The organism is Natronogracilivirga saccharolytica, from assembly GCF_017921895.1.
GTDB lineage: Bacteria > Bacteroidota > Rhodothermia > Balneolales > Natronogracilivirgulaceae > Natronogracilivirga > Natronogracilivirga saccharolytica.
On record NZ_JAFIDN010000001.1, the window covers coordinates 186,881 to 200,773 of the forward strand.

The 13,893-nt window shown below is 49.0% G+C and carries 13 protein-coding genes; 6 read left to right on the forward strand and 7 right to left on the reverse strand.

Annotation, left to right across the window (positions count from 1 at the left end; all coding sequences use genetic code 11):
* Positions 1 to 85 precede the first annotated feature (85 nt).
* From NATSA_RS15650 to NATSA_RS00800, 3 genes are all read left to right on the forward strand, one after another.
* Positions 86 to 1,510: a sigma-54 interaction domain-containing protein gene (locus NATSA_RS15650; protein ID WP_336244668.1), complete on the forward strand. Its 1,425-nt coding sequence runs from the start codon at positions 86 to 88 to the stop codon at positions 1,508 to 1,510.
* Positions 1,497 to 2,039, forward strand: a complete 543-nt coding sequence (locus NATSA_RS00795; RefSeq protein ID WP_246481547.1) for an LptE family protein — start codon at positions 1,497 to 1,499, stop codon at positions 2,037 to 2,039. The genes NATSA_RS15650 and NATSA_RS00795 overlap by 14 nt, the downstream gene beginning before the upstream one ends.
* Positions 2,040 to 2,103: 64 nt before the next feature.
* Entirely contained in the window at positions 2,104 to 2,733 is a 630-nt protein-coding gene (locus NATSA_RS00800) for a tetratricopeptide repeat protein (protein ID WP_210509453.1), read from the forward strand.
* Positions 2,734 to 2,845: 112 nt separating this feature from the next.
* Here the strand turns inward: NATSA_RS00800 and NATSA_RS00805 are convergent, their stop codons facing one another.
* The gene (locus NATSA_RS00805) at positions 2,846 to 3,493 is read right to left on the reverse strand and encodes an MBL fold metallo-hydrolase (protein WP_210509455.1); all 648 of its coding nucleotides are present in this window, start codon (positions 3,491 to 3,493) and stop codon (positions 2,846 to 2,848) included.
* Positions 3,494 to 3,563: 70 nt separating this feature from the next.
* Here NATSA_RS00805 and NATSA_RS00810 point away from each other — a divergent pair, with 70 nt between their 5' ends.
* Positions 3,564 to 4,352, forward strand: a complete 789-nt coding sequence (locus NATSA_RS00810; RefSeq protein WP_210509457.1) for an NRDE family protein — start codon at positions 3,564 to 3,566, stop codon at positions 4,350 to 4,352.
* 75 nt (positions 4,353 to 4,427) lie between these two features.
* Here the strand turns inward: NATSA_RS00810 and rpmE are convergent, their stop codons facing one another.
* From rpmE to NATSA_RS00835, 5 genes are all read right to left on the reverse strand, one after another.
* The gene (gene rpmE / locus NATSA_RS00815; RefSeq protein WP_210509459.1) at positions 4,428 to 4,652 is read right to left on the reverse strand and encodes a 50S ribosomal protein L31; all 225 of its coding nucleotides are present in this window, start codon (positions 4,650 to 4,652) and stop codon (positions 4,428 to 4,430) included.
* A gap of 83 nt (positions 4,653 to 4,735) precedes the next feature.
* A complete protein-coding gene (pabB, locus tag NATSA_RS00820; protein WP_210509461.1) occupies positions 4,736 to 6,169 on the reverse strand; it encodes an aminodeoxychorismate synthase component I in 1,434 nt (477 codons plus the stop codon).
* Positions 6,159 to 7,064, reverse strand: a complete 906-nt coding sequence (locus tag NATSA_RS00825; RefSeq protein ID WP_210509462.1) for an aminotransferase class IV — start codon at positions 7,062 to 7,064, stop codon at positions 6,159 to 6,161. The genes pabB and NATSA_RS00825 overlap by 11 nt, the downstream gene beginning before the upstream one ends.
* Positions 7,065 to 7,340: 276 nt before the next feature.
* A complete protein-coding gene (locus NATSA_RS00830) occupies positions 7,341 to 7,829 on the reverse strand; it encodes a TlpA family protein disulfide reductase (RefSeq protein WP_210509464.1) in 489 nt (162 codons plus the stop codon).
* A gap of 192 nt (positions 7,830 to 8,021) precedes the next feature.
* Positions 8,022 to 9,854 (reverse strand): glycoside hydrolase family 13 protein, encoded by a 1,833-nt coding sequence (locus NATSA_RS00835; protein WP_210509466.1) that lies wholly within the window; start codon positions 9,852 to 9,854, stop codon positions 8,022 to 8,024.
* A 336-nt stretch (positions 9,855 to 10,190) separates the two neighbouring features.
* On the opposite strand from NATSA_RS00835, the gene NATSA_RS00840 reads away from it, so the two are divergent.
* Together NATSA_RS00840 and NATSA_RS00845 are read left to right on the forward strand one after the other, a co-directional pair.
* Positions 10,191 to 10,949, forward strand: coding sequence for a phosphatase PAP2 family protein (locus tag NATSA_RS00840; protein ID WP_210509469.1), 759 nt, complete (start codon positions 10,191 to 10,193; stop codon positions 10,947 to 10,949).
* Between the two features lie 311 nt (positions 10,950 to 11,260).
* Positions 11,261 to 11,764, forward strand: a complete 504-nt coding sequence (locus NATSA_RS00845) for a flavin reductase family protein (protein WP_210509471.1) — start codon at positions 11,261 to 11,263, stop codon at positions 11,762 to 11,764.
* 21 nt (positions 11,765 to 11,785) lie between these two features.
* Here the strand turns inward: NATSA_RS00845 and NATSA_RS00850 are convergent, their stop codons facing one another.
* Entirely contained in the window at positions 11,786 to 13,768 is a 1,983-nt protein-coding gene (locus NATSA_RS00850; RefSeq protein ID WP_210509473.1) for an alpha-amylase family glycosyl hydrolase, read from the reverse strand.
* Positions 13,769 to 13,893: the final 125 nt, after the last annotated feature.

The following is a 13,893-nucleotide window of genomic DNA, read 5'->3' on the forward strand; positions in this document are numbered from 1 at the left end:
GCAAACATGCCGGTCATCGTGGCACAGCTGTTCCACGGACATTTGATATCATTAAAATTGCCGTAATAATTATTACATTTATAGTGTGGATCGAAAAGAGCTTCAGAAAAAATACGGAATCATAGGAGAGTCTCCTGCACTTAAGCAGGCCCTCGACAAGGTGCTGCAGGTAGCACCTACAGAGATAACTGTACTATTGTATGGAGAAACAGGTGTCGGCAAGGATGTCATTGCCAGAGTCATTCATGATCTGAGCCCCAGAAATCAAAAAAATCTGGTTATCGTCAACTGTGGTGCCATACCCGAAGGTATTATCGAAAGTGAACTGTTCGGACACGAAAAAGGTGCTTATACCGGAGCCCATGAATCCAGAATGGGCTACTTCGAACAGGCTGACGGCGGCACCATCTTTCTCGATGAAATTGTAGACACGCCCAAAAATGTGCAGGTAAAGCTGCTTCGCATTCTGGAGTCCGGGGAGTTCTTCCGGGTCGGTTCCAGTAAACCCCGGAAGGTGAATACACGGGTCATAGCCGCTTCCAACAAGGACATGTGGAAGAGTGTGGAGGCAGGTGATTTTCGCCAGGACCTTTTTTATCGCCTGAATACCATTACCATCAGCATCCCGCCTTTACGGGAACGCGGCAACGACATTCTGCTCATTTTCCGTGATTTTGTTTCCCATTTTGCCAAAAAGTACGACTCTGTTTTCCGGGGGATGTCCGATGAGGCACGGCAGCTGCTGCTTTCCTACCGCTGGCCGGGCAACATCCGGGAACTCAGAAATGTGGCTGAGCAGCTGGTTGTTCTTGAAAAATCCCAGTTTGTCAATGAGGATGTCCTTAAAAAGTATCTGAAAGGCAGACAAAGTCTTGGTTCGGCGGATAATCTTCCCATGCTCTTTGACCACGATGAGCAGCATCAGCATCAAACCGCTTCCGCAACGGAGAGCCGCGAGCTGCAGCTGATCTACCGTGCTCTGCTCGACATGAAAAACGAGATGGGCGATATGAAACGGATGATTGCCACCCTTTTTTATCATACTTTCAGGGAAGGTGGTCTTCCGAAACACCTTCCGGCGCATACCGGCACCCGGGGTGAAGAAAATCCACAGAACCCCCAAAAACCTGCTTCTGCCAAGGATATCAATGATTTAATGGTCGGGGTTGCTCCCTATTCGGATGCCGAAATTGATGATGTCGATGACTTGCCGGAGCAAAATCACAATAAAGGTCCTTACGATGAATATGGACCAGCGGATCATGACATAAACAGAGAGGGCGAGAATCATGCTTCCGGAACAGAAAACCTGCAGGAACTGACCGATGACCAGCGGCATGCAGCAGCATTGTTTGGCAAAGAGGATCTTCCCTCACTGGAAGACGTTGAGAAATTTCTTATCAAAAGAGCACTCGAAAAATACAGCGGAAACCGCCGGAAAGCGGCCAGAATACTGGGCATGAGTGAACGTACGTTATACCGGAAAATAGACCAATATGAACTGCTTTAATACTTCCAGGGGTATGTCATTCACCGGCAGGGTAATGATCCTTGTTCTGCTCGCAGGAGGATTGCTTTCGGGATGTATTCGTTACAGTTTTACCGGGGTAACCATTCCGTCCGATGTCCGTACGATATACATTCCTTTTTTCTCAGACCGCTCCGGCAGTGGTATTGGTGATCTGAGTGACCAGCTGAACGATGCCATGATTGACCGGTTTATCAATCAAAGCCGTCTGCAGCTTACCGATTCACCTGAAAATGCAGATGTCATTATTGAGGGTACCATTACATCCTATTCAAACAGACCATTCAGCGTCGCCGGTGATCAGCGTGCAGATTTGAACCGGGTGCAGATCGGGGTTCAGGCAACGTATAAATATGTTGGCAGTGATGAGCCCGAATGGCAAAAGAATTTTACCGGCAATTATGAATATGACCCCAGTGAAGACCCCGTAGACGGGGAAATTGAGGCCATATTTGAAGCCATGCTGCGGCTGGCCGACAGCATGTTCAACGATGCCATGGGTGAATGGTAATATCAGCATCTTTGTTTTGATCCATGCTGTTTCTATATTCAGGGTATTAACCTAAGATACTATCATGCAAGGACTACCTTTTGAAATTCCCCAGAGCCTGAGCTCTTACATTACACAGTTTGAAATAGACCCGGAAAAAGGTATTTCCAATCTCGAAAATCATTTAAAAAAGCGGGGTATGGATGCCGTCGGTTATTTTCTGCTCTCATGGCTTCACCATCTCAATGGCCAAAATAACCAGGCCATTCATTATGCGCTCAAGGCTAAATGTTATGCTCCGGGCAGTCCTTTTTTTGAACATCTTCATTATTTTCTGACCCACCCGGATCATTTCAAGGCCTGGAAACCGTTTTCTCCCGATTCGGATACAACCGATGCTCCTGAACCCGGGGATACTTCCCCACAGACGCTTCAGCTTGACCGGCTTATCGAACAGCTTAACAAGGCAGAGAACAAGAAGATCACTCTGCAGCCGGAACCGGACGATAAGCGGGAAGAGGCAGAGCAGCCTGATCTTGGTGAAAACTCAATAAAAGTGGGTGATATCGCTTCAGAAACACTTGCCAGGATATATGAAAAGCAAAACAAATACGATGAAGCTCTGAGAACCTTTGAAAAGCTGGTTCAAACAAGGCCGCACCGGTCCGAATACTATCGCAAGGAAATGGAACGCATCAGAAATCTTATGGAATGAGTGTTGCAGGCAAGGGAAGCTGCAGGCATTTGCTCTTGTGTATCAACACTTCCGGGCATCTGAAAATCTGCTTAATCCGGTTACGAAATCACCCCGTATTCCGGCAGCTTAATCACAGCCCCTTGACAAACGGATTTGTCTTCTTTTCGTAACCAATAGTTGTGTTGGGACCATGTCCGGGCCATACTACAGTATCATCAGGAAGGGTGTACAGCTTTTTTTTGATACTCTCCTCGAGCAGCTCATAATCACCGCCAAACAGATCCGTTCGTCCGATACTTCCGGCAAAAAGAGCGTCACCGGCAATAACCCATCCGCCATTCTTATGGTAAAAAGACAGATGACCCGGAGAATGGCCGGGCGTGTGTCTGGAGTCATACTCGAATGAACCAATCTGCAGTGTCCATGATGCATCAATAAAAACCGGATCGACCTCCAGTGGCTCGGCGTTCATGCCAAACATCATGGCCTGCCGGGGATATTGTTCAATAAAGATGTAGCTGTCCTTGTGCATGTAAAGCGGTACTTCAAACAGCTGCATGGCCCGCTGCAGTCCCATAATGTGATCGACATGAGCATGTGTGATTACCAGCGCTTCCACATCGAGCTTCACGGATTCAAGATACTGCAACAGTCTGTCCCATTCTTCTGCATTGTGAAACCCGGGATCAAACAGATGCGCCTTTTTGTTATCATGTACGAGATAGGCATTTTCCTGAAACGGATTCAGGCCTTCAAATTTCTGGAGTTTCAGATTCATATAAGCTTAATTCAATTCTACGGTTACCTGGCCCGGCCAGTTGCCGTTAAAATAACGGATTTTTTCACGGATGTGTACAATTACATTTTTACCGACCGGGGCCGGCTCTTATTTACTGGCATCCAACCGTGACGAGCAAAAATCCCGGCCGTCATCCACAGAACCGCTTCAGCACAATGTCAGCGGAATACAGTGTGTATGGCCTGTTGACCGCCAGGCCGGAGGTACCTGGATCGCTGCCAACGAAACAGGTGCTGCCTTTGCACTCATGAACGACTACCAGAGCCGCCAACACGCATCCGGTTCAGATACATCCAGCCGCGGGGTTATCATACCGGAAATAGCCGACTGTTCCTCACCTGACCAGGTTGCGGAACGATTTGCAGATTCGGACCCCCTCAAGCACCTCTCTTTTCAGCCGTTCCGGCTGCTGATGGCAGATTCACGGAACGGAGTAACCATGTGGCATTTTGACGGGCAGGCACTGCAGAGAAGCCATCAGGGGTACGGTGCAGGCATATGGGTTTCGGCAGGCAAAGAGGAGTCAAAGATACGCAACGGCCGCAGGCAATTATTTGAAGATTTCCTGGGGCGCAGCTACAAAAACAATCTGGGAAGAATTATGGATTTGCACACCACACAAAACGGGCTGAAGCAACCTGATGATATAAACGAGGGCAACCCTGACCTTTTTGGATTCAGTATGGAGCTGGAACATGTGCGCACCGTTTCATCTACCATTGTGGAATTTGTGCCGGATAATGTTGCAGGAAAACGGAAATCAGGCAGTTTGAAAATGCACTTTATGCCGGGCCGTCCTGATCCGCAAAAAAAATGGCAGACCCGTGTGCTTGATTAGCACACAAATCTGCCGGAAAATGGATGGCACCTGTAGCCAGATGTCCGTAAACAGCAGAGTTACTGCCGGATATAATTATTTCTTGGCGGCTTTCTTGCCAAAACGACGATTAAACTGTTCTACACGTCCGGCGGCACTCATCATTTTCTGACTGCCGATGTAGAACGGATGGTTTTTAGAGTCCACTTCCGCTTTGTAAACACCATCTTTGGTTTTCATGGTGCTCCGGGTAACCACCTCACTGCCATCGCTGAGAATGACCTTTACTTCCTTGTATTCAGGATGAATGCCTTTTTTCATGTGCTTATAATTTTTAATTCTGACAGAATGATATCATTTTTTTTCAGAAGGATAAAGATATGACTATTACTATCGTTTTTCAACTACCAAAACGTATGATTTACAGGTAATGCACGGGCTTTCAACCAGCTCTCCTGCCACTCCTCTTCCGGATCTGAATCGGAAGTTATGGCACCGCCTACAGAATAGTACAATCTCCTTTCTTTAATAATGGCCGTCCGGATGACAACGTTGAAGTCAAAATCATCATTTGGGGCAAAATAACCAACGGCACCGGAATAAAGCCCCCGGCGATAAGTTTCCAGTTCATCAATTATTTCCATTGTACGAATTTTCGGTGCCCCGGTCATTGATCCCATAGGAAAGCAGGCCCGGATAATATCCACTGATGCCATACCGGTGCTGACTTCGGCCGAAACAGTGGAAACCAGTTGATGAACCGTCGCAAAACTCTGTACTTCAAGCAGAGAATCGGTTTTTACAGTACCGGTTTTCGCCAGCTTGCCAAGATCATTTCTCACAAGGTCGACAATCATAACATTTTCTGCCTTGTTTTTCTCCTTGTTAAGAATGTCGCTGATAATTTCCCTGTCTTCTTCAGGGGTGCCTCCTCTCGGCGATGTCCCCTTGATTGGCTGGGAGACAACACGATTTCCCTTTCGCATCAGAAAACGTTCCGGCGAAGCACAGCAGACATCCACCCCATTGTATGTAATCCATGCAGCAAACGGCACCGGTCCGTGCCCTCTCATATTATCAAATAACTCAAGAGAACCGGATTCAAACGGACTCTCGAGCTGATGAGTAAAATTCACCTCATACGTATCCCCCCTGGCGATATAATCCTTGATCTGCCGGATCTTGGCGCGATAGTCCTGCCAGCCTTCTCCCGATTTCAGGGTGCCGGATGGCAGCTTTTTGTCGATGGATGCTATTTCCTGTGAATACAATCCATTAGTATTTTGGGAATTGAACTCTGCCACGCCCGCAGGTACGGTATTACACGGGCCTTTTAATACTCTGACGGAGAGTTGCCTGCGATCGACCTCCAGCAGCGACGAAGGGATAAAAAAACAGAGATCGGGCAATCTGATGCGATCCTCGTTAGCAGAGGAAAGCGTTTCGATCCTGTTTTTCAGGTCGTAGGAAAACCATCCGAACATCCAGTCCTTATGCTCCCTGCGATAGGCTTTCAGGGCTTCCCAGGGATCGGTTTCTTCCCGTTTGATCCAGGATTCAGGTCTGTCCGTCGCGGCACCCAGACCTGCATTCCGGGCATCGTACTCAAAAACACCTTCCGGGTCACCGTAATCTTGCCGGTACCACAACACCGACTCGGGATTACTGGCTATGTATCCGTGCGATGAGGCCGGATGCCCGTCAAGCTGGGAATCCAGAAATACAACCGGTCCCTCCTCTTTCTTCTTCCGAAGGTAGCTCCGAATCCATGCATCGAATTCTTGAACCGTCCGGAACACCAGATTCCTTTTTACAGTTGCAGATGAATCAGCCAACATATTGCAGATTATCGTTGATGTGTGAAGCAAATCGATTCTGAATCCGGTCAAAAAAGCTGTACTGAAGCGGAAACTCCTTGTTATCTATGCGTCCTGCCAACCCAATTCCACGGACAGAGTTGCATATCCACACAGCATCAGCTGTTTTCAGAAAGTCGGCGGAATACGCACCCTGATTAGTGTTGATATCCATTTCATCCAGCACTTCGATGATGGTATTCCGGGCAATTCCTGGAAACAAATCACAGGAAACCGACGGAGTAAATACAAAATCGTCTTTGATCCAGAAAATGTTTGCGATGGTTGTCTCGCTTACCCACCCCGTAGTGGTCATCATCAGTGCATCATCAGCATTGTGCGACTGGGCCTGTCGTGCAGCGAGAATGTAATTTATCCCGTTGGACCATTTTACATCTGCAGGAAGGGCAGCGTGTGGTATGCGCGGGACAGTACTTGTAATCAGATTGACTCCGGCGGGTTTTTCGCCGGTGGTAGTGGTGATTATCCGGGATCCGGAGACATGGATTTTTGCCGTTCTGTTACCCGGCCGGTACCCTGCTGTGATATCATCAGCCCATACCTGGACGCGGATACGCACATGCTGTCCGAGAGCATCGTTGGCTTTTAAAAAACCGGTGAGCATGCCCAGAAAAGAATCGGTATCAGCCAGATATCCGGATGGTTCGAGTCCCAGATGCTCCAACCCCTTCCGGAGCCTGGTCAGGTGATCTTCCGGACGGAAAAAACCACCGGCATAATATCGCATAGTATCAAAACAGCCCTCTCCGTAACGGGCCAGTCTGATTTCGGGACTGAGCGAAGCCTGTTCTGCCGGTAGGAATGCATCGTTGAACAGGACAACAGGCAGTTTCTCTGAGGCGGTATTCCAGCTCATGGCGGTTATTTTTTAATCTATCTTTTGTGATATGGCCGACGTTTTCATGTGTTTAAAATTTTTGATTAAGTGGACACATGCAATTCCATGACCGGTTTTAATCATGCGCCTGTGTGTCCTGACGCCCGTTCGGTCATGTTCATTTCATCTGTTTATAATTTATGATTCTGACGTCACATGTAGTACCCATGCTGGCTATAATCATGCTCCTGTGTGGGGGTAAGCCGCCATGGGTATTTCAACCGACGGCAGGTTCCGGCCGCATAAGTAACGCGATTAACCCTCTTCTTGTTCGCGTTGATGCTGCAGTTCCTGCCGCGTGGACACTTCATGCCAAATCGGGACTGTCTGTGAGCCTGACTGAACCTTTTTCACTTTTCCACCGGAGTCAAACACAACTGCCGTGGGAACGCCCGGGACCCTCAGGTCCTGATATGCCGGGGTGCCGTTGACCAGCCGGTAGCTGTTCTTATTCTCACGGTCATGAGCTTTGGCAAATTCCTCGGCATCCTTTACAAAGGCAGAAATCACTTCTATATGCGGATGGCGGTCGTGCCAGTTGTAAAGATCATACAGTTCTTCCAGAGAGCGATCGGACCACGTCGCCCAGAACAACAGAACGGTCGTCTGATCAGGATTAACGTAAAGCGTATCTCCCTGCTGATCCATAAAAACCAGTTCGGACAGAGATTTGTTATCCAGACGATCGAGAAAACGCTGTTCTTGTCTTTGAGAGTAGCGAAGGCTGGCAAAAATTATAGCCAAAATGCAAATAACCGCTACGATGACCATGAAATGATTGAAATACTTCGGATCAATTCGCATCCAGACAAGATACAAAGTACTGGCGCCGAAAACCATCCAAATACCCCTCAAATCCGCTTGCATGCGGTGTAACTTCGCAAACTTTCCGGGCAGAATGCGGGACAGCTGATCTTTTCCGCTGTGCAGCTGAAATTATGGTGTGATTATCATGCCGCTGACCGGCGGGACATCCACATTGAACTTATTCTGTCTGCTGATAATCCGCTTGCCGCTGACCCGGTCGAAAACTCTTCTGGGCAGATCCGTTACGTCTCCGGAGGAAAAATCAAATGAATAGGTTTCAGAGCCGCGGTTTATTACAACGATCGCAAAATCATCATCGGTGTAGCGTTTGAATGCCAGAACACGGGCATCGTCATCGGCTTTTATGAGGCGGAACCGGCCTGTCCTGAGTGCATCCCTTTTACCGCGGATGCCGGCAAGCTTGGCGTACCAGCTGTACATGTCGTGATCAAATGCCACGGAATCACGCGGACGCTGCCTGGAGTAGGGATGGTTGATTTCGTCATCGTATTCCATATCGGGCCAGACCATGGGTTTGCGGTCATCGGGGTCGTCAGCGCCCCACATGCCGGCTTCGGTGCCATAGTAAATCATGGGAGCACCGGTGTAGGCAAACTGGAAGAGCGCAACGAGCCGGTGCCGTTTTTTTTCTTCATCGTCGGGGGCTCTGACTTCGTAGGTGTTGTAAATATCCCTGATTTTGCTTTGCTCTTCATCATCCATCCCGCCCTTGTAGGCATACTCATCATTGACGATCATCGAGGCCAGGCGTTCGGTGTCATGGCCGTCAAGGATATTCTGCATGGCCATATTAGTGCGTTCATCAAAGTCATTTCTCAGGTCGGCCAGGCGATCAGCAAACTCTGATGCCGTCATACTCTGCTGAATCAGAAATGCGTGTGTGGCATAAGCCCACCGGTAGTTCATCACCACGCCAAAAAGATCGTCAGCGATGAAATCCCGGGCTTCATCACCCCAGATCTCAGCGATGGTCAACGCCTCCGGATTCAGATCATAAACCAGCTCATGCCACTCTTCCCAGAACTCCTTGCCGAGTTCTGTGGCCATATCAAGCCGCCATCCGTCAATGCCGCTGCCGGCATCCCCATCGGGCGCCATCCACCTTTTTGTGACGTCAAATATGTGCTGTTTTACTTCCGGATGGAGATTTTCGCCGTCTTCGGCAAACTCGGGGAGCCCCATATACCCCCACCAACCCTCGTAATCAAAGCCATCTTCATACTCATCACCGAAATCAGTGATTTTAAACCAGTCGAGAAACTCCGAATCCCTGCCGTGTTCCCTTATATCGCGAAAAGCCCAGAAGTCCCGTCCGACATGATTCCAGACACCGTCAATGATCACACGAATGTCCCGTTTGCGGGCTTCATCAAGCAGCTCAAGAAATAGCTTGTCTGCGGATGTCCATTGCCAGGTGTCGGGGTCGGAAGGATTTTCCTGTTCCATAATTTCAATATCGCCTTCGGGATCGGGTCCGAAATGACGGTCAATGTGATGGAAATGGCTGGCATCGTACTTGTGGAGAGAAACAGCATCAAAAACCGGATTCAGATAGATGGCGGTGACCCCCAGAGTGTCCAGATAATCCAGTTTGTCAATAACGCCCTGCAAATCGCCGCCGTAGCGTCGCGTAAAGACAAAATCGTAAAAATCAGTCCCCACTCGCTGCTCCCAGTCCGCCCGCTGATACCAATCGCCGGTCCAGGGAGAAATCTCCCACCCTTCCGGTGCTCCGAGATCCCAGGAATGCGGGTCTCCGATACGCTCCGGGACCGGATCGTTATCGGGATCAGCGTTGCGAAAACGCTCCGGAAAGATCTGATACCAAACGGCGTCTTTGGCCCATTCCGGTATATTGGCACCGGTTTGAGGACGTTCAACTGATCCACCGTCTGTTTCAGCGGAGGCCGCTCCGGTGCTTTTCAGGGTCAGCGTTGCCAATAATAAAAGCGGGAAGAAACAACTGGGAAAAAATCTGATAGTCCGGGTCATAATTAGATACAGTACTGATGCACAGTTAAATTGTGAAAAATAATTTGTGAAATAGAGGTATCACCTAAAATAAGGAAGAAAATCGGGATTTTTTCTTCCGATGACAAAAAGCTGCATGGAAAAAGAATACCTCAAAACCAAGGTATTCAATAAACTATGATGACCACACTTATCCATGCGCCGGCTGTTTTATGTTGAAATATGGCGTAATATTGTATTTATTAGATGTCAAACGTATGCAGTCAGCCATAAAACTTCTTATGCCAGTATAACATAAGTTTCGTTATGCCAATATTAGATAAGTCCAGCCGTCAATTTCCCAAGATTAAGATATTGTTCAAGAAAGAGATCCTGATATTGCTCGGCCTGCTGATGGTATTACTGTTCATTCGCGGAGGTATTGAAATTAGTGACATGTTTATTGTTGAGCAGGCCAGGCAGTTCGATCAATGGGCGCTGACCATTGTCCGCAGCCCCGAAAATCCCGAACTTCTGCGCGGACCGCACTGGGTGGATGAAGCTGTCCGCGACATGACCGCTATGGGAGGGCCAACCGTACTTACCCTTACCATAATATTTGTCGTCGGATATCTGCTTCTGAAACAGAATTACCGGTCCGCCACTTTGGTCTTTATTGCAACCGCCGGCGGATTGCTGATAAGTCTGCTGCTGAAAGATTTCTTTCTGCGGGACCGTCCTGACATAGTCCCTGCCCTGATGGTCGAGACATCGCCAAGTTTTCCGAGCGGACACTCCATGCTTTCTGCGGTGGTGTACCTGACACTGGGTTCGCTTCTGACACGGCTGGAGACCACGTCACGCATCAGGATTTACACTATCAGCATACCGATATTCATTACCATACTGGTGGGTTTCACCCGTGTACTGCTGGGGGTTCACTATCCGACGGATGTGCTGTTCGGCTGGACGGTCGGTTTTTTCTGGGCTTCGCTTTGCTGGTTCGTGATGATTGTGCTTCAGGAACAGGATATCGTGGAAAGTGTCCCGGAAGAGGGTGAAGAAGGAATCTACCATTCTGACTGACAAAACCCTATACATATCTCAACACGAAAAAAAGTCAACAAGTAACACCAGATTATTACATGTGACATTAGAAATCAAAAATTTAAACAGATGAAATGTCCATGACCGGGCCGGCGCCCGGACACACAACCGTATGATTAAACAAGGTCATGGCATTTCACTTCGTGACCTTCGGTTCATCTGACTGTATAAATCCAAAATTTTGAGCACATGAAATGATCATGACCGGGCCGGTGCCCGGGCACACAGGATCATGATTAAACACGGTCATGGAATTACATCTGACCATATGAATCAAAAATTTTAAGCACATGAAAAAGGTCTCCGTAAAAGAATCATTTGATGCCTTCAAGCCAGAAAGCTGCGTATTTGTCATTTCTGTAGATCAGAAGCAAAAGCCCAACGGGATGGTTGCCGGGTGGAATATGAAAAGTTCCATTGAACCGCCGCTTTATGCCGTATCACTGTCCAAAAGCGGAAACACCCACAAGTTGATCCAGCAGAGCGGAGAGTTTGTTGTTGCCGTTCCCAACAAAGAGCTTGAAAAGGCCGTACGGTACTTCGGTTCGGTATCGGGTAAGTCTGTCGACAAGTTTGCAGAATCTGGCCTGGAAACGGTAAAGTCCGAGTATGTGAAACCGCCGCTTCTAAAAAAGGCCACCATCAATTTGGAGTGTCAGCTCTTCAGGGAAGTCGATTCCGGTGACCACATCATCTTCATAGGAAAAATCCTGGCTGCCTATGTCAGAAAGGGAAAAAAAGTACTGCTGAATATGGAGTCTGTGGGTGGCGAAAGAGTCTTCAGGGAATTCTGATTCCGGAACCCTGCTGCTCTACTACGGCTCTTTCAAAAAAACAGCTGCGGATTTCGCCGGTATGGTTATCTCCAGAGCCTGATCGCCAAAGTCCCATGCCATGGGCTGCAAACCAAGCACCTCCTGCCATTGCTGAGGATTTTCCACCGGTAAACTGATATCGGCAGAACCTGTTTCATGGTTATTAAAAACAACAATAGCCCGTTGGCTTCCTTCAAATTCCTGCTCATTTGCTTGCCCGGGGTTTTCGCCGGCATTACGCTCATAAACCAGCAGATTGCGGTCATCATCGGTTTTCAGCACTTCCAGCCGGCCTCTTGAAAAAACCGGATTATCCCGGCGCAGCCGGATGAGATGCTGATAATAGTTCCAAAGCTCCATATCCGCCTGCACTTCGTCACGCGTACGTTCCCGGTCGAACGGATGCGTTGTCTCGTCTTCAAATGCCAGATCGGGCCAGATTAACGGCTTGCGGCAGTCAGGATCATCGGCGCCCCACATACCAAGCTCATCCCCCATCCATACATGAGGCGCACCTTTCCACGTAAACTGCTGTGCCAGAATCAGCCGCACATCGCGCCACGTACGGTCATCCGGACGATGGAGTTTGTAATCGGGGTTTTCGCGCGGGTTTACCTCGTACTTGTTCAGCCCCTGGTTAAAGATGGATGTGGAGAAGCGTGGTGTGTCATGGCTGGCGGTCAGGTTCATCTGTGCCCTCACAACCTCATCACGCAAACCGTTTTGAATGGAATCCAGATGGTGTACATATTCGGAGGGATCCGTCAGTTCCGGCTCGGCTCCTCCAAGCCATTGCCTTGTCGGGCGGTACCACCGGTAATTCATGGCGGCATCAAAAATGTCACCCTGAAGCCATTCGGTGGGATCCATCAGCTTATCCGGCCAGTCAGCCCACCAAAGTTCTCCTACCAGAAAAGCTTCGGGATTGATATTGCGCACAAACTTGCGATAATCCCTCCAGAAATCGACCGGGATGAGCTCTGCGACATCCAGCCGGAATCCATCGACGCCCCGGTCCACATCCCCGTCCGGTGCGAGCCAGCGGCGGGTAACGGCAAAAATGTGGCGCTTGAGCCCGGGATGAAAATCTCCGGGAATCAGGTCACCGTGCTCGAAATCCTCAACTGAATCATAGCGCCGGAACTGGGGCAATTCCGGAACCCCCGCCCATCCGGGATATTCGAATTCATTTTCTTCGGTTTCCGGATCATCGAACCGGTCAATCTGATACCAGTCGGCATAAGGAGAATCCTCCTGATGTTCCAGAATGTGCTGCCATGCCCAGAACGTGATGCCGGTGTGATTCCATGAATAATCCATTATGACCCGGATTCCTCTTTTTTGTGCTTCCTCAATGACTTTCAGAAACATTTTGTCCGCTTCCGTCCAGACCCAGGTATCGGGATCAGCGGGATCCTCTCCGGCTATGAGTTCGCGGTCACCCTCGGGATCCGGACCGAAATTGACATCCACATGACGATAATTCCGCGCATCGTATTTGTGCAGCGACGGGGCATCGTTAACCGGATTGAAATAAATTGCCGTGATTCCCAGATCTTCGAGGTAATCCAGCTGATCCAGGACACCCAGCAGATCACCGCCGTACCGGCGCAGGTGCACCCATTCATAGAAATCCATATCCACGTCGGAAACCCAGTCATCCTCAGAGTACCAGTCCTGTCCCCAGGGTGTTGGCTGCCAGGTCTCGGGATGATCATGGGGCCAGGAACCTTCGATGGACCGGAGGGTCGGCTGATTCCCGGAGTCACCGTCACGGAATCGTTCTACGAAAATCTGATACCAAACCGCGTCCTGAGCCCACTCCGGAACGGCAGTGAGATCTTCATCAGGAACATATTCGGGAACGGCATAAGGATCATCTTCACCACAGCCGGTAACGGTTAACAGTACAATGAGCGGAAGGATGAGAGTAACGAAGCTCAGACGATAATATCCTGATGTCACGGCAGGTTGATCTTTCATGCTGAATACCTTTTTAGAAAGCAATTTTTAATAATTTTTCAGTGCGTAATATAGCACTTCATCCGGGTATATGGCAGCAAAAAATGCCTGAGTGGCTGCCCATAGCCCCGGTCATATACCTTTTT